The sequence below is a fragment of the Halomonas zincidurans B6 genome, from assembly GCF_000731955.1.
GTDB classification, from domain to species: Bacteria; Pseudomonadota; Gammaproteobacteria; order Pseudomonadales; family Halomonadaceae; genus Modicisalibacter; species Modicisalibacter zincidurans.
This window is the reverse complement of record NZ_JNCK01000001.1, coordinates 2,282,705-2,301,664: the sequence shown is the minus strand read 5'-3', so window position 1 is coordinate 2,301,664 and position 18,960 is coordinate 2,282,705. Positions and strand designations below refer to the sequence as shown.

The following is an 18,960-nucleotide window of genomic DNA, read 5'->3' as shown; positions in this document are numbered from 1 at the left end:
GCGTGCCGCGCGTACGCTGCTACAGAATTAGCATCATGGCCAGAGCGGACAGGGATTTCAACGCGTTGAGCGTACCGGCCGAGTTGTTATCATCGGGTCATCGGCGACCTGCAAGGCGATGTAAAGGAGATCCGCGATGGCCTCGGTTCGCATTCAGTATTGCACGCAATGCCAATGGCTCCTGCGTGCCGGCTGGTACGCCCAGGAGTTGCTGTCCACGTTCGGCGAAGAGCTCGAGAGTGTCGCGCTGATACCCAGCCACGGCGGGCATTTCGAAATCAGCTACGACGACGAGACGCTCTGGGAGCGCAAGCGCGACGGTGGCTTTCCCGACATCAAGGAGCTCAAGCGCCGCGTGCGCGATCGGCTCGACCCGCAGCGCGATCTGGGGCATGTCGATCGATAATCGCGAATAAATTCGCTCCCACGAAACCCGCAGCTCGCTGCCCGTAGCTCGTCACTGCAATTCACCACCAATGCTTGCGCTTGAGCAGCGCCATCACGGCGATGCCTATCGCCACGGTGATGACGACGAACACCGTGAAACCGAGCGGGCTGTCGGCGCCGGGAATGCCGCCGACGTTGACGCCCAGCAGCCCGGTCAGAAAGCTCAGCGGCAGAAATACCGTGGTGACGATGGCCAGCATGTACATGCGCTGATTGAGCTGTTCGTTGTGTTCGCTCCACAGCTGCTCCTGAAGAATCAGCGCGCGCTCCTGCATGGCGTTGAAGTCCTCGACGTAGCGCGACAGCTGATTGGCGCTCTCGCGAATCGACACCTTGCTTTCGTCGTCCAGCCACAGCGGGCCCTGGGCGAGCTGCGACAGGCAGTCGCGCTGCGGGCCCATGAAACGCCGCAGGGTGATCAGCGGCCGGCGGATGCGGGTCAGCTCGTCGGCGTTGAGGTTGCCGCGGGCGGCGAGCTGGGCGTCCTCGAGCTCGGCCATGCGCTCCTCGAGCTGATGGGTGACATCACCGACCTGGTCGACCAGCGTCTCGGCCAGCCAGGCGACCAGGTCGGGAACCGACAGCGCGCCTTCGCCGGCATCGATGCGCTCGCGGACCACGTTGACCGCATGCAGGGTGCGTCGACGCAGGGTGATCAGCCGCTTGGGGGTCATCCACACGCGCAGCGAGATCAGGTCGTCGGGGGCCGCGCCCGGGTTGAAGTTGATACCGCGCAGGGTGGTCACCACGCCACGCCCGAAGCGCGCGACCCGGGGCCGGGTATCCGCTTCGAGCAGCGCCTCGATTACCGCCTCCTCGAGCCCGGCCAGCGACCCCAGGTAGTCGGTGACGTCGTCGTGGCGGAAATCCAGGTGCAGCCACAGCGGGGCATTGTCGCTGTCCCAGGCGCGGTGCAGGGCCTCGTTATCGAGCTCTACGCCGCCCCCGCGGCCATCGAGACGGTAGGCGGTGACGAAGGCGCTTTCGACGGCTGTCGGCAATTGACTCGGCATGAACGGTTCCTTGTGGGCGGCGCCCCGGACTCGCCAGCGCTCGGCGGCCCGGCTAGGCTGTTCGCCTCATCCTAATGGAAGCCGCGCCAGGCGTGGAAGCGGGGGAACGAGATGACGCGCGATCAACGGGCGATGCTTTGCGGCGTCGGGGCGGTGGGGCTGTGGTCGACGGTGGCCACCGCCTTCAAGCTGGCGCTGGCCGGCATGACGCCGGCCGAGCTGATGTGGCTTGCCGCGCTGGTTTCGTGGTTGCTGATCGGCGTGCTGGTGGTGCGCCGCGGGCAACTGGCCAGCGCCCTGCGCCATGGCTGGCGGACGGCTTTATGGGCCGGGCTGATGAACCCGGTGGCGTATTACCTGACGCTGTTTGCTGCCTACGACCGGCTGCCCGGGCAGGAGGCAATGGCGCTCAATTACACCTGGGCGCTGGCGATGGCGTTCCTCGCCGTGCCGATTCTCGGCCAGCGACTGACCCGTTTCGATGTGCTCGCGGGGCTGATCGCCTACGCCGGGGTGTGGACCATCGCCACCCGCGGGCAGGTGCTCGACGTGGCCTTCGCCGACCCGCTGGGGGTGGCGATGGCGCTGCTCTCGACGCTGCTGTGGGCGCTCTACTGGCTGCTCAACACCCGCGATCATCGCCAGCCGCTGGTGGCTCAATGGCAGAACTTCAGCGTCGGCCTGCCGGTGCTGACCGCCATCGTCGCCTTCGGCCCGGGGTTCAACTGGCACGGCTGGGCGAGCCTCGGCGCGGGCGTCTACGTCGGGCTGTTCGAGATGGGCTTCGCCTTCGTGCTGTGGCAGATGGCGGTGCATCAGGTCTCGCGCACCGCCAAGGTCTCCAACCTGATCTTCCTCTCGCCGCCGGTGTCGTTGCTGCTGCTGCACTTCATCGTCGGCGAGCCGATCCTGGCCTCGACGCTGATCGGCCTGGTGCTGATCCTCGCCGGGCTGGGTCTGCAGCAGTTGCAGAAGGCCCCGCTGCCGGTTTCAGAGCCTTAACGCAGCAATTGATACTCGAACAGCAACTGCTTGAAGTCCTGGCGCTGGTGGGCAAAGAGGTAGATGGAGACCTGGTTTTCCTCGGGCCAGAAGCGATAGATGACCCGATAGTCGTCGACCAGCAGCTCGCGATAATGGTCGACGCCCATTTCCAGGGCGATGCGACAGATACGATAGGTGCCGGGTCTTTGCGACAGCCGCTCCAACGTGCTTGAGAGCAATCGCAGGGAAAGCGCCTGGGCCTGATCGATCGGCATCTCCAGCTTGTCGATCAGAAAGTGCTCACAGGCCTCGAGCGTCGCATCTGCGGTTTGCTCGAAGGTGATCTCGACAGGCGAGTTCACATCGACTCGCCTCTGTCGGCTTCGTGGCGAGCTTCCAGCTTCGCCATGAATTCCTCGGCGCTCATGGTCTTGCCTTCCGCGCGGCTCTTTTCGCCCAGACTCAGCAGCTTGAGCAGGGCAATGGCTTGCTCCCGGCGCTCATGGGCGGCGTAGGATTCGACCACATAGGTCGGCTTGCCCTTCTGGGTGATCACCAGTGGTTCTTGCACATCCAGAGTGGCGGCGTTTTTCTTCAGGTAGCTGATGGTTTCGACACGCATGGCTCGCTTCTCCAGTTGAGTGGTCTTATCTTGGTCTTTTTTTAGTCTTTAGGCAATGTGGCCTCGGCGATGGCCTGCTCGGGCAGCAGCTTCTCCAGCGCCGGCCAGATGTTGTCGAGGACCAGGGGCTGCGCCTCGGCGGTGGGGTGGATGCCGTCGTCCTGCATCAGCGAGTCGTCGAGCGCGATGCCCTTTAGGATGAACGGCACCAGCGGCACGTCGTAGCGCTCGGCGAGGGTGCGGTAGACCCGACTGAAGGCATCGGCGTAGGCTTGCCCGTAGTTGGGCGGAATGCGAATGCCCAGCAGCAGCACTTCGGCGCCGGCCTGCTGGCTGGTCTCGATCATGTCCGCCAGGTTGGCGCGCATTTGCGGCGGCGGCAGGCCGCGCAGGCCGTCGTTGCCGCCGAGCTCGAGCAGAACGATGTCGGGCCGATACTGTCGCAGAAGTTCGGGCAGTCGCGTGGCGCCGCCCGAGGTGGTTTCGCCGCTGATGCTGGCGTTGATCACCTCGATTTCGTCGGCGAGCCGCTCGTCGAGCAGCTGCACCCAGCCCGACTCGCGCTCGATGCCGTAGGCCGCGCTCAGGCTGTCGCCCATCACCAGCAGCTTGGGCGCCGCCATGGCCGGCCCGGCCCAGGCCGCCAACAGCAGCCATAACAACAGCGCCGCCAGCCAGGTACGTTTACCATTGTGGTCGGACCATCGCCCAACCAAGCCTCGCCCAACTATAGATTGCCCAACCACAGGGAACGTCTGCATCATGTCCAACTCCCAAGCGCGTGAATCATCGGTGTCCTCGGTACCCATTCTACAGGCCCGGGGGCTCAGCAAGCATGTCGACAGCGGCGAGCGCCGGTTGACCATCCTCGACCGGCTCGACATCGGCGTGACGGCCGGCGAGAGCGTGGCGATCCTGGGCAGCTCGGGCTCCGGCAAGTCGACCCTGCTGGGCCTGCTGGCCGGGCTCGACGTGCCCAGCGCGGGGAGTCTCGAGCTGTTCGGCGAGTCGCTGCCGGCGCTCGACGAGGACGGTCGGGCGCGGCTGCGTGCCGGGCGGGTCGGCTTCGTGTTCCAGAATTTCCAGCTGCTGCCGACGCTGACCGCGCTGGAAAACGTGCTGCTGCCGCTGGAACTCGCATCCGATGGCGATCCCGCCGCGCGCGGGCGTGAATGGCTACAACGGGTCGGGCTCGGCGAGCGTCTCGACCATCTGCCCAAGCAGCTGTCCGGCGGCGAGCAGCAGCGCGTCGCTGTGGCGCGGGCCTTCGTCACCCGGCCCGAGCTGGTGTTCGCCGACGAACCCACCGGCAATCTCGATCGCGAGACCGGGCGGACCGTCATCGACCTGCTGTTCACGCTCAACCGCGAGGCCGGCACCACGCTGGTGCTGGTCACCCACGATCATCACCTGGCGCGGCGCTGCGGGCGCTGCCTGCGTCTCGACGCGGGGCGGCTGGTGGCGCTGGATCGCGACGAGGTCGAGGCATGAACGGCATGCTCGGACTCTCGCTCAAGGGGCTGCGCCGCGACCTGCGCGCCAGCGACGTACGGGCGCTGTTCATCGCCCTGGCGCTGGCGGTGGCCGCGTCGACGATGATCGGCTTCTTTCTCGACCGCCTGGATCGCGGCCTGACCCGCCAGGCCGGCCAGCTGATGGGCGGCGACATCAAGCTCGAACAGGGCCAGCCGTTCGACGAGTCGCTCTACCAGACGCTGCGCGACGCCGGGCTGACGCTCGCCGACCAGGTCGACATGGTCTCGATGATCAGCCGTGGCGAGGCCTTCCAGCTGGCCAGTCTCAAGGTGATCGACGCGGCCTATCCGCTCTACGGCGAAGTCCGCGTCGACCTCGGAGACGGCCAGATCAGCCAGTTGCCCCGGGGGCCCGAGCCGGGCTCGGTGTGGATCGCGCCGCGCCTCGCCCAGCTGCTCGGCGTGGGCGTCGGCGACAGCGTGCAGGTCGGTCAGGCCGAGCTCACGGTCAGCGGGCTGATCGAGCGCGAACCGGACCAGTCGGCGGGCTTTTCCAGCTTCAACCCGCGACTGATGATGCGCATTGCCGATCTCGATGCCACCGGACTGGTGCGTCCCGGCTCGCGCATCGAGTACGAACTGCTGGCCAAGGGCCCGCCCGAGGCGGTGGCCGGCGTCGACGCGCTGCTCGAGCGTCTCGCCGGCGAGGGCGTCGATGTCGAGGACGTGCGCGACGATCGTCCGCAGCTGGGCAGTGCACTGGAGCGCGCCGAGAAATACCTGAGCCTGGCGGGGCTGGCCGCGGTACTGCTCGCCGGGGTCGCCGTGGCGATGGCCACCCGCCGCTATGTCGACCGCCACCTGGATACCGCTGCGCTGCTGCGCTGCTTCGGCGCCACCCAGTCGCAGCTGTCGAGCCTGTTCGCCTGGCAATTGCTGTGGCTGGCGCTCAGCGCCTCGGCGCTCGGCGCGCTGCTGGGGCTGGCCGGGCAGGCGGGCTTGCTGGCGCTGCTCGCACAGTTCCTGCCAATGGAGCTGCCGCCGCCGGGCTTGCTGCCGCTATTGATGGGCATACTCACCGCGCTGGCGGTGCTGGTGGGCTTCGCCGGGCCGACCCTGCTGCGGCTCAAGCGGGTCAGCGCGCTCAAGGTGCTGCGCCGCGAACTCGACCCGCTGCCCGCCTCGGCGTGGCTGGTGGTGGCGGTGGCCAGCCTGGTGTTCGGCGCGCTGCTGTGGCTGTATTCCGGCGATCTTGCGCTCTCTGCGGGGCTGCTGGTCGGCGGGCTCATCGCGCTGGCGCTGCTGTGGGGGCTGGGCGGGCTGCTGCTCGGCCTGGTGCTGCGGCTGGCCGGGCGTTCTAGCGTCGCCAGTGGCAGTTTCGCCCAGGCGCTGCGGCTCGGCGCTCGCCAGCTGGCGCGGCGCCGCCAGGCGAGTCTCGGTCAACTGCTGGCCTTCGCCGTGACCTTCGCGGCGATGGCGATCATCACCCTGGTACGCGGCGATCTGCTGAGCGCCTGGCAGGCGCAACTGCCCACGGACACCCCCAACTACTTCGCCATCAACATCCAGCCCGGCGAGCGCGACGGCTTCGTCCAACTGCTCGATGGCGCGGTGGATGCGCGCACCGCACTGTATCCGATGGTGCGTGGCCGGCTCACCGCGATCAACGGCGACCAACCCCGCGAGGCGGTGCCTGAAGAGAATCGCGGCGACAACGCCCTGCAACGCGAGCTCAACCTGACCTGGCGGGCCGACGTCCCCGAGGGCAACCGCGTGGTCGCCGGCGAGTGGTTCGCTGACGACAGCGGCGAGCCGGTGGGCGGTGATAGTGAACGGCCGGTGCCGATCTCGGTCGAGAACGGCCTGGCCGAACGGCTCGGCGTGGGGCTCGGCGACACCCTGAGTTTCACCATCGGCAGTGACCGGGTCACCGGCGAGATCACCAGCCTGCGCGATCTCGACTGGGACAGCTTCCGGCCCAATTTCTTCGTGATCTTCCCGCCCGGGGTGCTCGAGCGCTACGGCCACAGCTACATCACCGCCTTCAAGCTCGATGCCAGCGAGAACCGCGACCTGCTGAGACGCGTGGTCGAAGCCTACCCCGGCGTGTCGCTGCTCAACGTCGATGCCATTCTCGAACGGGTTCGCGAATTGCTGGCACAGGTCACCCGCGCCGTGGAACTGGTATTGATATTCGTGCTGCTGGCCGGGATCAGCGTGCTATACGCCGCGCTCACCGCCAGTCACTCGCTGCGCACCCACGAAAGCGGCCTGCTGCGGGTATTCGGCGCCGGCGACCGGCTGATCTCGCGCATTCAGGGCGTCGAATTTGCCTTGCTGGGGCTGACCAGCGGGCTGATGGGCGCGCTGCTCGCCGAGCTCGCCGCGGCCGGGGTGTATGTCGGCTGGCTGGACCTGGCGCCGCGCCTGCACCTCACGCTGTGGCTGGTACTGCCGCTGGGCGGGGCGCTGCTGATCGGAGTAATCGGTCATCTGCTGTCGCGCGGTGTACGCCGACAGACTCCGATGGCCAGCCTGGGGCTGCTGGGCGAGGCGTGATTCAAGCTAATGGCGTTGGCGAAACCGTCTGTAAAGTAATAACATAGTTATTACTCGGTTCGACCAGGAGAAACCATGAGAACGACATTGCGCAAGATCGGCAATTCACGCGGCGTGCTGATTCCCGCGCTACTGCTCGATGAGTGCGGTATCGATGGCGAGATCGAGCTGCACCAGGAAAACGGACGCATCGTCATAGAGCCGATAAAGCCGGCCCGTCAGGGATGGTTCGACGACTATCAGGAACAGCGAGATACCGACGCCTGGCAGGGATTGCCCCCCGATACCGACAGTGACGATTGGGAATGGTGAAACGGCCAACATCGATCCGGCGCGGCGATGTCTTCTGGGTGAACCTGGACCCGACCCTGGGCAGCGAGATACGCAAGACCCGGCCCGCGCTGGTCGTCTCGCCCGATGACATGAACGCAGCCTTGCCGCGTGTCATCGTGGCGCCCATCACCAGCAAGGGCCAGCCACTGGGTTGTCGGCCCGAACTGACCTTTCAGGGCAAGCGAGCCCGCATTCTGCTGGACCAGGTGCGCTGTATCGATAAAACCCGCCTGCTGGGTCGGCTGGGCGAGATCGACAAGGCGTTATGGCATCCACTGCTACTGGAAATGTTCGAGTAGCGAGGACATGGGTGTCCAAGGTGGCCAGCCGCACTCATAGTTCGACGTCGTCGAGTGGCAGCAAGCCGTCGTCGACGTCTCCCAGCGACTCATCGAGGAGCTCGAGACGCTCTAATGTCTCCAGCAGGCCCGGTTTCAGATTCGTTCGGTCCACAGGAATCTCCATCCTCATGTTCCAATAGCTACCCACGCCCCGGGTTTCGTGGGAGCGAATGTATTCGCGATGGGGTAGGTTAGTCCTATCGAGGCAGCTCCAAGCACCAGTTTGTACTCAAAATGCCCCAGAACAACAGGCCAGGTTACAAAGCTTTGCGGGCGGGCCGGCGTTCGGTAACGGGCCATGCCTATCACATAACGACCTGCACCCATCAACGCCAATCCTTATTTACCGATTGGTGGTTGGCCAGGCTAACCATCCATTCGATGAAGGACCTGCATGACGATCAGTGGGTGGGCTCGCTATGTTTCGTTATCATGCCGGATCATGTTCACTGGCTTTTCACTTTGAGTGACGGTCCACCCCTGAGCCAAGTCGTGAAACGTTTCAAGGGACGCTCGGCGCAGGCTATCAACCGGTACTTGGCCCGACAGGGTGCGGTTTGGGAAGAGGGCTATCATGATCACTTGAGCCGAGCGGAAGAGGATTGGCAGGCAATAGCTCGCTATATCGTGGCCAACCCACTGCGCGCAGGACTGGTCGAGAATATCGGTCTCTATCCTCACTGGGATGCTATATGGCTGTGAGCCTATCCCATCGGGAACAAGTTCCCTCCCACAAAAATCCCCAGCTCCATGCTCCAGTGGGCCATCCACGTCTGGGTTTCGTGGACGCGAATTTATTCGCGATGGGGATAGCCGAAGCCAATCGGGAACAAGTTCCCTCCCACAAGGACCCCAGGCAATCGGGCCAGCCCAGCGCCTCCTTCCAAATCCTGCCTCTGCCAGCCCCAAGCCTTCAGTTTGGCTAAACCCAAGGTGAGAAATTCTCGGGTCGGCGTGACCGGCTTTCATGTGAAAGGCCCGGGGCGCTGGGGTATCATGGCGGCTGATTTTTTCGCTTTGAGCCGAGGATTATCGCCGATGTTCACCCGTGATATGCAGGTTGCCGGATTCGACGACGCGCTGTGGGATGCGATGCGCAACGAGGTCGCCCGCCAGGAAGCGCACATCGAGCTGATCGCCTCCGAGAACTACGCCAGCCCGCGCGTCATGCAGGCTCAGGGCACGCAGCTGACCAACAAGTACGCGGAAGGCTATCCCGGCAAGCGCTATTACGGCGGCTGCGAGCACGTCGACGTGGTCGAGCAACTGGCCATCGACTACGCCAGGCAGCTGTTCAACGCCACCTACGCCAACGTCCAGCCGCACTCCGGCTCGCAGGCCAACGGCGCGGTCTTCCAGGCGCTGGTCAAGCCCGGCGACACGGTGCTGGGCATGAGCCTCGACGCCGGCGGCCACCTGACCCACGGCGCCAAGCCCAACTTCTCGGGCAAGCACTATCACGCCGTGCAGTACGGCCTGGGCGAGAACGGCCTGATCGACTACGACCAGGTCGCGCGCCTGGCCCGCGAGCACCAGCCGAAGATGATCATCGCCGGCTTCTCGGCCTATTCGCAGATCATCGATTGGGCGAAGTTCCGCGCGATCGCCGACGAGGTGGGCGCATTCCTGCTGGTCGACATGGCGCACATCGCCGGGCTGGTCGCCGCCGGTGTCTACCCGAGCCCGCTGCCCCACGCCCATGTGGTCACCACCACCACCCACAAGACCCTGCGCGGCCCGCGTGGCGGCTTGATCCTGTCCGCCGAGGGCAACGCCGAGATCGAGAAGAAGCTGCAGTCGGCGGTGTTCCCGGGCGGCCAGGGTGGCCCCTTGATGCACGTCATTGCCGCCAAGGCGGTGTGCTTCAAGGAGGCCATGGAGCCCGAATTCAAGGCCTACCAGCAGCAGGTGGTCGCCAACGCCAAGGCGATGGCCGGGGTGTTCCTCGAACGCGGCTTCGACGTGGTCTCCGGCGGTACCGAAGATCATCTGTTCCTGCTCTCGCTGGTCAAGCAGGGCCTGACCGGCAAGGACGCCGACGCCGCGCTGGGCCGCGCGCATATCACCGTCAACAAGAACGCCGTGCCCGGCGATCCACAGAGCCCGTTCGTCACCTCCGGGCTGCGCATCGGTACCCCGGCGGTCACCACCCGCGGCTTCGGCGAGAGCGAGTGCCGCGATCTGGCCGGCTGGATCTGCGACATTCTCGACGCCATGGGCGAGGGCGACTCCAACGTCGCCGAGAGCAAGATCAAGGCCAAGGTCGAAGCGGTCTGCGCGCGCCTGCCGGTGTATCGCTGAGTGACGTGAAGGCTTGACGCTGCATGCGGCGTCACCAAGGCTCGGGCCATGTCCCCGCAAGGGGCATGGCCTTTTCGTCTGCTGGCCTGACAATAGTCCCTTTGCCGGGTGGTGCGTAGAATCGTGAAGGATAGGCAGTAGCGAGCGCCAGGCGCGCCGTGGCAAACCACAAAGGGGATGGTGATGGCGGACGATATCCGCTGGCAACAGCGATTTTCCAACTATCTCAACGCGTTATCACAGCTGGAGCAGGCTGTCGAAGCATATGGCGATACGGAACTGGATATCATCAAGGAGGGTGTCATCCAGCGCTTCGAGTTCACGCACGAACTCGCCTGGAAGGTCATGAAGGATTACCTCGAGCATGAAGGTATCCAGAACGTGACTGGATCGCGCAGCGCGGCCCGCCATGCCTTCAACATCGGCCTGCTGCAAGATGGTCAGGTATGGATGGACATGATAGAAACCCGCAATCACACAGTGTATGCCTACCGCCGCAGCATCCTGGAAACCGAGTTCCAGAAGATCGTCGAACGCTATTGTCCGGCGTTGAAGCAGTTTCGGGAGATGATGGAGCAATATCGCTGATGTTGGGGCTATCAGAGACCACGAGCGAGGCCATTCGCCGAGCCTTGGCCGAGTGCTGCGCGCCAGTAACGAGCTTCGGGCTGGAAGTTGCAAGATGAAAGTGTTGGTGCATTATTTTTGTCTAGCCCGTAGCCGCTCTTCACAGCGCCCCGAACCTGGCGCTCGAAGCCGCTCTTCACAGCGCCCCGAACCTGGCGCTCGAAGCCCGTAGCTGTTCTAAGGAGTCTCATTGACCGATTTCATAACCACCGCCATACGCAAGCGCCTCGTCGAGGGCATCCGCGAAGTCGGCGAGACGGTGCTGGCCATCTACCGCCGTGACTTCGAGGTGGAAACCAAAAGCGACGACAGCCCGCTGACCGAAGCCGACATGGCCTCGCACCATGCCCTGGTGAAATTGCTCGAGACGCTGACGCCCGGCGTGCCGATTCTCTCCGAGGAATCCGGTGAGATCCCCTACGCCACGCGCCGGTCATGGGCGCGCTACTGGCTGATCGACCCGCTGGACGGCACCAAGGAATTCATCAAGAAAAGCGGCGAGTTCACCCTCAACGTGGCGTTGATCGAGTCGGGCGTGCCGGTGTTCGGCGTCGTGCACGCCCCGGTGGTTGGCGAAGGCGGTACCACCTGGTTGGGGCAAGTGGGCGAGGGCGCCTGGAAACAGCAGGGCGATGAAGCGCCGTGCGCGATTCAGGTGCGCCGCCTGCCCGACCCCGCGCAGGCCGTCTGGAAGGTCGTCGGCAGCCGCTCCCACGGCGGCGCTGAATTCGAGGCTTTCTGTCGCCACCTGCCCGCCAACGAGCGCGTTTCCATGGGCAGCTCGCTCAAGCTCTGCCTGGTCGCCGAGGGCAAAGCGGATCTCTACCCACGGCTCGCGCCCACCTGCGAATGGGACACCGCCGCCGCCCAGGCCGTGGCCACCGCCGCCGGCGGTGAGGTGCTCGACGTCGAAACGCTCGAGCCGCTGCGCTGCAACCAGCACGACAGCGTGCTCAACCCGTTCTTCATCGCCTGCAGCCAACGCGACGAGCGCTGGGAACGAGCGCTGTGCCTAAGTCTAGGAGATGTTAACAATTGCTGATGAAGGTCAGTCTGATTTAGCATGGCGGGACAGGGTAATCGTACACCCGGAATGAATCGCATTTGCTCAATGTAGCCTGAAGCGCTATAGCTGGGGCATTTGAGACTCGCTCCCATGTCCCAGCTCCCTTCGCTTGTCGACCCTGTACTCCAAGTCATCCCGCCAGCACCACCTGTACTAGAACAGCGCCATACCTGGCGCACCATAAAAAACCGCCCCTAGGTTGTAATGCCAGTCAGTTAGCGCTGACTGGCATTTCTTGTGGTGGGGTACTTCTGTGGTCTGGGCCTGACCGATCGGGGATACGATCGTTCGCGTCGTTCTGGTAGAACGAAGGCCGGTGCCATGTCCAGCATCGACTGAATCACGCCGGGCGCTCGCCCGGCGATACCCAAGGCAGTATCGTCAGCTCCTTGATGAGCCAGTGGGCGGCCTGGTGGAAGCTGAGCTGATTCGGGTGAACGCCCTTCAGGCTATAGGCCATGCGCGCCATCTGGAAGCGGATCAGGTTGTAGGCCAGCAAGGTGCCCCAGAGCTCCTGGCGCACCATCTCCGGGGTGCTGGCGATGAGCTCGGGCGTCAGCTCCATTTCACTTGTCGCCACACTGTCGAAGGCCGAGCCCGTCAACAGGTCAGGTGGCTGGTCAGCTCCATCTGACACACCATGCGCACCTGCGGGTAGCTCGCGTCCCCCTGGGCATTGCGCGTGCGGGCAAACGCCGCCTGGTTCTCCGGGGAATCGGGGGTGCGCCAGACCACGCCATCGACGCCCAGCAGCGTCAGCCCGCACCAGTGAGGGTGAGGGGTCTGCCGATGCCACAGGGCCTGGGTCTGCGCGAAGACGCGCTTGACGGGCTCGACCCCCAACCGTTGGCGCGCCTGAACCACGGCGCTGGGCGCGACGAAGGGGCGCTTGCCGGGCAGCAGGATGTCGAGGTGGTTGACGATCTGCCCCATGGGAATGTGGCGGAACATCGCCATCCCGACCACGGCCCAGACCACCATGTCCAGCGGCAGGCGACGCTTGCGCAGTGTGGCCACGCCGGCTTGCTCAAGACAGGTGTCGATCAGTTCGGGCGAGAGAACCTCGGAGAGGCTGGAGAAGTCGTCGGGTGCCACCTTGGCGATGGCATCGATGGCGTCGCTGAAGTGCATGGATCGTCCCGTGTCAGTGGATCTGACACGGGACGATCTCATCCTCATCATCAGCTTTTTGAGAATAGACTTAACTGACTGGCATTACCCCTAGGTTGAGGAACGGCTTGCCAAATGCAAAGCGAAAGACCCTTCAAGCAGGGCCATCGTCATTGCTCAATACACGTCGAAGTTAGCTGCCGATAGATCGTTGCTGTCCGTGCCGGTCAAGGTGGCGATTTGTTCACGCCCCGCGCTATCGGACCAATCCTGGTCATAGTAGATCTCGGCATTACCCGAATCCGAGTTATTGGCGACCAGGTAGAACTCGGCGGCGGCGCCAGCGCTCGTCATCAGCTGATCAGCGGTCATCGACTCATCGAGCGATACGACCTTCTGATCATCGGCCGTGGTGGTATTGGCCAGCGACGTACGCATCTGGAAGTCGCCGGCAGCCAAGTCGCTGTCCCCGCGGACGTCATCGGTGCTCGAGTTGGCGAACTGGATGGCGCCGTCTTCAGTGTCGAGGAAGGAGATCACGTCGTCGTTGACATCGAAATCAGTGATCGTGTCCACCCCCACGCCGGCATCGAAATGAAACTCGTCGCTGCCCAAGCCCCCGGTCAAGGTATCGTTGCCGGCGAGGCCGCCAAAGATATCGTTACCGTCGCCGCCATCGAGACTGTCAGCACCATCACCACCGACCAGCAGATCGTCGCCCGCATCGCCATTGAGGGTGTCGTCGCCTCTACCCCCGCGCACCGTGTCGTTGCCGGCCCCGGCATTGACGGTCGCCCCGGCGTTGGCTGCGTCATCGCTATCGGCAATGGCCAGGCTATCGTCGCCACTACCCAGGTCAGCGGACGTCAACGCCGCACCTGCCGTCAGCGAGATGTTGCCCTGGGCATCGCCGGCGTTGACCGTCTCCAGCGCGTCGAAAGCTCCGGGGTTGAATTCCGTTTCTAGATTCAGTCCATCCACGGGGCTGACCGAGGTCGCGCCATCGACGGCACCCGTAACCAAATTGACGTTGCCTTCGCCCGTCACATTGAGGGTCGTCGTATTGCCGGTCCCGGTAATACCCAGGGTGTTGTTACCCGTTGCGTTGACGGTCAGCGTTTGAAGCGTGCTGTTGTCGGCAACCTGGTTGCCCGCCTCATCACGTTGGATGTTGGCAAGCCCGAGCGCTGCCGTGGAGTTGTTCGCGTCGATCGTGATATCGCTGGTTTGGATATCATCGAAGTCGACCACGGCCAGATCGCCATCGGCTTGTGCCGCCACATTGGACAGCGCCAAGGTAAACGCGGAAGCAGCCACGCTCTCGAACCCGACCGTGGTGCTCTGGTTGGCGACCCTGAACGACGAGATCCCGCCCAGGTTGGTGACGAACCCGGGTGAGCTACTGCCCGTCACGCCAACGGACGCCACACCACTCGCATTACTCAAGTCGAGTGTGGCACCCGGCTCCCCGGCAAACCCGACCTGGACGTTTTCAACGCTGTTCAATTCCGGTGCCGCGGTGCCCGGCCCGCTCAGTGTCGCCCTCAGCGTATCATCGCCCCCCAAGCCATTGAGCGTGTCGTCACTGGTCAGCGTATTGGCGCCATTGTCATCCAGTGGTGCCATGAACAGATCGCGGTCGGCCGTACCACCCAGGGTATCGGCAGCCGCGGTCAGCGGTGTCACGTTGCCATCCACCGGATTCAGGTTCGCAATCGCCGATTGTGGGTCGGCGGCGGCAGCCGATGACGGATCGGTTACCGGGTCCAGGTAGTCGCGCCCCACCATCACGGCATCGGCGCCTTGATAAGCCGCCATTTCGGCCGGCGTGTCGAGGGCGTCGGTAAAGTCACTCGCGGCGCTCACCTTGGCGTCACGGGCCACCATGTCATCGCCCTGGGCCGCCTCAGTAATCGCCACCGAAATGTCGGCCAGTGAGCGTTGTCCGGACTGAAGTTGGTCGACCCAATACTGCAGGCCTTCCGGTTCGGCTTCACGGTTGAACAACTGTTGGTAGAGGTTGTCGACCATATCCTGGGGCGATTGCGACCCGAAACGGGTCGTGAACTCCATGGAATTGCCGAAGGCGTCAACGATGCTTTCATTTCCCTCATCGTCGACCCTGTTCGCCCAATAGGCGAGACCGTCGGGATCCGCCGGGCGACCGTAATAGGCGACGTACATGGTTTGAACGAAATTCTCAGCAGCTTGTGTAGCCATGGTTGTACCTCTTTGCTGTCCTTGAGCATTTCAGCACCGGTAGCGAATGGCGCTCACCAGTACTGGATCGGGCTGAGCCTGGCCCACCCTCAGCGTAGGCGAGTTGGCCAGTTCCTCAAGCCTCTCAGGGCATACGTGCGAAGGGATGGTTTGGTTTCAGCCATCTGGAAATTTTTTACGACCCAACCGACTAAAAGCATTTCAAGGCCGCTATCGGGATCATTACAAGGCCCGTTCACTCTCGAAAGGTCGTCTCTCACTCATTGCGGGTAGCTCGTATGCGTCCGGTGATCGGCAGGATTGCGGCAAAGGCGTGACATCCGCCATTGTAAGCTGCTGCGGAAGGAGCGATCGCACCGCATCCGGTGTCTTGGCGCGTGGCAGGTGTTCGAAGATGTAGGTCAGGTAGGCATGGGGATCCAGGCCTTGGCCTTGGCCGTTTCCACCAGTGTGTAGAGCATGGCACTGGCGTCGGAGGCGGATGGCATTCTCGGTGGCGTTATTGTCGAGGACCAGGTGGCCCTCCTCCAGGTAAGTGCCTAATCGAGGCCTCGCCAAGCGATGCCACGTTCTATTCCATGGTCCTCTCCTCTCATGATATCGACGAGAATCTGATATCCTTGGCGCTCGGTCGGTCCGGGCCTGGGCGCCTGCCGACGCAATACCCTGTTCCTCATCCTGTTTCTTCGTCCAATAGCGAGCGATTGCATGGCCACCCAGAAAGCAGCCACCGATCTGCAGCGCGCCTTGAAAGTGTGCCGCGGGTCTTTCTTTTCGGTGGGGTTTTACAGCATGTTCATCAACTTGTTGATGCTGGTGCCCCCCTTGTACATGCTGCAGGTCTACGACCGGGTGATCAGCTCGCGCAGCGAAGAAACCCTGTTCATGCTGACCTTGGTGGTGGTGTTCCTGTTCATGGTCATGGGTGGACTGGAGCTGGTGCGCTCGCGGATCCTGATTCGCGTCGGCAACCGGTTGGACAAGCTGGTCAACGAGCGCCTTTACAGCGCAATGTTCCGGCGCAGTGTGCTGACCCAGGGCAAGCAGACCGCGCAGCCGCTGAGCGATTTGACCAACCTGCGCCAGTTCCTCACCGGCAACGGGCTGTTCGCCTTCTTCGATGCGCCCTGGGTGCCGATCTACCTGGCGGTTCTCTATCTCTTTCACCCTTGGCTGGGCGTGTTTGCCACTGTAGCGGGTATCGTCCTGCTGGTTCTGGCGATCGTCAATGAAAAGGCCACCAAGACGCTGCTGGCCGAGGCCAATAACGACCACATCAAGGCCCAGGATCTGGCCAACAGCAATCTGCGCAACTCCGAGGTGCTGTACGCCATGGGCATGCTGCCGGGCATAATGGGGCGCTGGGCCGGCAAGCATCACGAATTCCTCTCCAAGCAGTCGCAGGCCAGCGATCGCGCGGGCGCGCTGACCAACGCCTCCAAGGTGCTGCGCATGCTGTTCCAGTCGCTGATTCTCGGCCTGGGTGCATTCTTGGTGCTCAAGGGCGAGATGACGCCGGGCATGATGATCGCCGGCTCGATCCTGATGGGACGGGCCCTGGCGCCGATCGATCAGATGATCGGCAGCTGGAAGGGCTTCGTCAGTTCGCGCAGCGCCTATTACCGCCTCAACGAACTGCTTGATCAGATTCCCGACGAACAGCGCCGCATGTCGCTGCCCGCGCCGCGTGGCGACATCGCCATCGAGACCGTCGCCGCCGCGCCGCCGGGGGTGCGCATGGCGACGATTCGCGGTATCAACTTCACGGTCGGCAAGGGCGAGCATATCGGCATCATCGGCCCCAGCGCTGCCGGCAAGTCGACCCTGGCACGGGTACTGCTGGGCATCTGGCCCTCGCAGGTCGGCACCGTGCGCCTCGACGGCGCCGATATCGTCCAGTGGAACCGCGACGAACTCGGCCCGCATATCGGTTATCTGCCCCAGGACATCGAGCTGTTCGACGGCACCATCAGCGAAAACATCGCCCGCTTCGGCGAGGTCGATGCCGGTAAGGTCGTCGCCGCCGCCCGGAAGGCCGGGGTGCACGAGATGATCCTGCAGCTGCCCAACGGCTACGACACCTATATCAATGCCGCCAGTGGCGCGCTGTCCGGCGGCCAGCGCCAGCGCGTCGGGCTTGCCCGCGCGTTGTATGGCGACCCGGTGCTGGTGGTGCTCGACGAACCCAACTCGAATCTTGACGACAGCGGCGAGCGCGCGTTGGGCGAATCGATCAAGCAGCTCAAGGCCGAAGGCGTCACGCTGTTCGTGATCAGTCATCGCAATAGCGTACTCAAGCATGTCGACAAGCTGCTGGTGCTCAAGGAGGGCCAGGTCAGCATGTTCGGCCCGCGTGATCAGGTGCTGGCCCAGTTTGCCAAGACGCCGGCGCAAAGGAGCAACGCCGCGCTGGGGCGTTCAAGCACCGGCCGGCTGACCGCCGTGCAAGGGGCGAGCAATTCCGACAAGCCGCAACCTGGGGAGTACGAGTAGCATGGCAGGCGACAATTCCCGCAGTATCGATATTACGCCGCCTCGGCAGTTGAGCTCGGGCGAGTCGGCGCCGGCCAGTTCGCTACCCACCAGCGACAAGCGCTATCGCTGGCTGGGCCTGGCGATCCTGCTGGTCGCCTTCGGCGGCTTCGGCGGTTGGGCGGCGACCGCCGACCTGGCGGTATCGGTGGTGGCCCCCGGCGCGGTATCGGTCGAATCGTTCAAGAAGACCATCCAGCACCTGGAAGGCGGGATCGTCGAGAAGATCAACGTTGAAGACGGCGACCATGTCGAAGCCGGCGATACCCTGCTGGTGATCGACAATACCCAGGCGCGTTCGCAGCTCGAGATATCGCGCTCCCAGTACCTGATCAATCGCGCCGCCGAGATTCGCCTGCTCGCCGAGCAGAAGGGTGCCGATTCGCTGACCTTTCCCGATGAACTGCTCGCGAGCGACGCCCAGCGCGTCAAGGATGTGCTGGCCGTTCAGCGCGCCCTGTTCCAGGCCCGTCGCGGCGCACTCGAGGGGACGCTCAGCGCGCTCGACGAGCAGATGGCCCAGATGCGCGAGCAGATCGACGGCCTGCAGGGCATGATCGAGGTCAACCAGCAGCGCGTGGCCTCGCTGCAGGCAGAGGCCCAGGACTACCGCGCGCTGTTCAAGGAGGGGCTGGGCGACAACCAGCGCCTGCGCGAGCTGGAACGTCAGGTCATGCAGTACCAGGGCGAGATCGCCCAGAGTCGCTCCAAGATCGCCGAGCTCAAGTCGCAGATCAGCGAGAACAAGGTCCAGAAGCAGGTCAAGATCCAGGAGTTCCAGAAAGAGATCGGCGAGCAACTGCGCGAGGCCCAGGCCAACATTGCCGATGCCGAGGAGCGCATCACCGCGCTCAGCGATCAGGTCAAGCGCACCACCGTCACCGCCCCGGTGACCGGCACCGTGGTCGGCTTGAAAGTGCATACCGTCGGCGCGGTGATCAAGCCCGGCGATCCGATCATGGAAATCGTCCCGTCCGGCGATAACTTCGTCGTCGAGGCGCGCGTTCCCGATCGCGATATCGACAACATCTATCCCGGCCAGTACGCCGAAATCCGCTTCAGCGCCTTCAATCAGCGGCTGTCCAACGTCATCGATGGCGAAGTCATCAACGTCAGCGCCGACTCCTTCGAGGACGAAGCCACCGGGGCCAAATACTACAAGGCGCGCGTCAAGGTCACCGAGGAAGGCAAGCGCGAGATGACCGAGAACATGCAGTTGCTCGCCGGCATGCCCGCCGAAGTGCTGATTCGCACCGGCGAACGGACGTTCGCCAGCTACATGACCAAGCCGATCACCGACATGCTGGCTCGCGCCATGCGGGAGGAGTGA

General features: G+C 63.9%; 17 protein-coding genes and 1 pseudogene. 12 read left to right on the top strand and 6 right to left on the bottom strand.

From position 1 onward, the window contains the following. The first annotated feature begins 136 nt into the window (after window positions 1-136). Window positions 137-406 (top strand): Rdx family protein, encoded by a 270-nt coding sequence (locus HALZIN_RS0110845; protein WP_031384236.1) that lies wholly within the window; start codon window positions 137-139, stop codon window positions 404-406. A 61-nt stretch (window positions 407-467) separates the two neighbouring features. Here HALZIN_RS0110845 and HALZIN_RS0110840 read toward each other — a convergent pair whose 3' ends face one another. After that, a complete protein-coding gene (locus tag HALZIN_RS0110840) occupies window positions 468-1,460 on the bottom strand; it encodes a zinc transporter ZntB (RefSeq protein WP_035575309.1) in 993 nt (330 codons plus the stop codon). A 111-nt stretch (window positions 1,461-1,571) separates the two neighbouring features. Between HALZIN_RS0110840 and HALZIN_RS0110835 the strand changes: the two genes are divergently transcribed. Continuing rightward, window positions 1,572-2,462, top strand: coding sequence for a DMT family transporter (locus tag HALZIN_RS0110835; protein WP_031384234.1), 891 nt, complete (start codon window positions 1,572-1,574; stop codon window positions 2,460-2,462). On the opposite strand, the gene HALZIN_RS0110830 is transcribed toward HALZIN_RS0110835, so the two are convergent. The 3 genes from HALZIN_RS0110830 to HALZIN_RS0110820 are packed head-to-tail and all read right to left on the bottom strand — an operon-like array spanning window position 2,459 to window position 3,830. Further along, complete coding sequence (locus tag HALZIN_RS0110830; RefSeq protein ID WP_031384233.1) at window positions 2,459-2,806, bottom strand: type II toxin-antitoxin system RelE/ParE family toxin; 348 nt, start codon at window positions 2,804-2,806, stop codon at window positions 2,459-2,461. The genes HALZIN_RS0110835 and HALZIN_RS0110830 overlap by 4 nt on opposite strands. Beyond that, window positions 2,803-3,066 (bottom strand): type II toxin-antitoxin system Phd/YefM family antitoxin, encoded by a 264-nt coding sequence (locus HALZIN_RS0110825; RefSeq protein WP_031384232.1) that lies wholly within the window; start codon window positions 3,064-3,066, stop codon window positions 2,803-2,805. The genes HALZIN_RS0110830 and HALZIN_RS0110825 overlap by 4 nt, the downstream gene beginning before the upstream one ends. A gap of 41 nt (window positions 3,067-3,107) precedes the next feature. Beyond that, entirely contained in the window at window positions 3,108-3,830 is a 723-nt protein-coding gene (locus HALZIN_RS0110820; protein ID WP_031384231.1) for an arylesterase, read from the bottom strand. On the opposite strand from HALZIN_RS0110820, the gene HALZIN_RS0110815 reads away from it, so the two are divergent. From HALZIN_RS0110815 to cysQ, 8 genes are all read left to right on the top strand, one after another. Further along, window positions 3,829-4,557 (top strand): ABC transporter ATP-binding protein, encoded by a 729-nt coding sequence (locus tag HALZIN_RS0110815; protein WP_031384230.1) that lies wholly within the window; start codon window positions 3,829-3,831, stop codon window positions 4,555-4,557. The genes HALZIN_RS0110820 and HALZIN_RS0110815 overlap by 2 nt on opposite strands. Beyond that, complete coding sequence (locus HALZIN_RS0110810) at window positions 4,554-7,100, top strand: ABC transporter permease (RefSeq protein WP_031384229.1); 2,547 nt, start codon at window positions 4,554-4,556, stop codon at window positions 7,098-7,100. Before HALZIN_RS0110815 ends, HALZIN_RS0110810 begins: the two co-directional genes overlap by 4 nt. Window positions 7,101-7,175: 75 nt before the next feature. After that, window positions 7,176-7,412 carry an AbrB/MazE/SpoVT family DNA-binding domain-containing protein gene (locus HALZIN_RS16870; protein WP_031384228.1) on the top strand — a complete coding sequence of 79 codons (237 nt, stop codon included), beginning with the start codon at window positions 7,176-7,178 and terminating at the stop codon, window positions 7,410-7,412. Then, window positions 7,409-7,732 carry a type II toxin-antitoxin system PemK/MazF family toxin gene (locus tag HALZIN_RS0110800; protein WP_201448192.1) on the top strand — a complete coding sequence of 108 codons (324 nt, stop codon included), beginning with the start codon at window positions 7,409-7,411 and terminating at the stop codon, window positions 7,730-7,732. The genes HALZIN_RS16870 and HALZIN_RS0110800 overlap by 4 nt, the downstream gene beginning before the upstream one ends. A gap of 276 nt (window positions 7,733-8,008) precedes the next feature. Continuing rightward, complete coding sequence (locus HALZIN_RS0110790; protein WP_031384226.1) at window positions 8,009-8,476, top strand: REP-associated tyrosine transposase; 468 nt, start codon at window positions 8,009-8,011, stop codon at window positions 8,474-8,476. Between the two features lie 336 nt (window positions 8,477-8,812). Next, the gene (gene glyA / locus HALZIN_RS0110785; RefSeq protein ID WP_031384225.1) at window positions 8,813-10,075 is read left to right on the top strand and encodes a serine hydroxymethyltransferase; all 1,263 of its coding nucleotides are present in this window, start codon (window positions 8,813-8,815) and stop codon (window positions 10,073-10,075) included. Between the two features lie 183 nt (window positions 10,076-10,258). Beyond that, the gene (locus tag HALZIN_RS0110780; RefSeq protein ID WP_031384224.1) at window positions 10,259-10,663 is read left to right on the top strand and encodes a nucleotidyltransferase substrate binding protein; all 405 of its coding nucleotides are present in this window, start codon (window positions 10,259-10,261) and stop codon (window positions 10,661-10,663) included. Between the two features lie 229 nt (window positions 10,664-10,892). Then, window positions 10,893-11,744: a 3'(2'),5'-bisphosphate nucleotidase CysQ gene (cysQ, locus tag HALZIN_RS0110775; protein ID WP_031384223.1), complete on the top strand. Its 852-nt coding sequence runs from the start codon at window positions 10,893-10,895 to the stop codon at window positions 11,742-11,744. Between the two features lie 239 nt (window positions 11,745-11,983). Here cysQ and HALZIN_RS17540 read toward each other — a convergent pair. Then, window positions 11,984-12,899, bottom strand: a pseudogene (locus HALZIN_RS17540) (IS4 family transposase). 156 nt (window positions 12,900-13,055) lie between these two features. Next, window positions 13,056-15,098, bottom strand: coding sequence for a DUF4214 domain-containing protein (locus HALZIN_RS17125; protein WP_084173516.1), 2,043 nt, complete (start codon window positions 15,096-15,098; stop codon window positions 13,056-13,058). 708 nt (window positions 15,099-15,806) lie between these two features. Here HALZIN_RS17125 and HALZIN_RS0110750 point away from each other — a divergent pair. Together HALZIN_RS0110750 and HALZIN_RS0110745 are read left to right on the top strand one after the other, a co-directional pair. Next, window positions 15,807-17,591 (top strand): type I secretion system permease/ATPase, encoded by a 1,785-nt coding sequence (locus HALZIN_RS0110750; RefSeq protein WP_031384221.1) that lies wholly within the window; start codon window positions 15,807-15,809, stop codon window positions 17,589-17,591. Between the two features lies 1 nt (window position 17,592). After that, complete coding sequence (locus tag HALZIN_RS0110745) at window positions 17,593-18,960, top strand: HlyD family type I secretion periplasmic adaptor subunit (RefSeq protein WP_031384220.1); 1,368 nt, start codon at window positions 17,593-17,595, stop codon at window positions 18,958-18,960.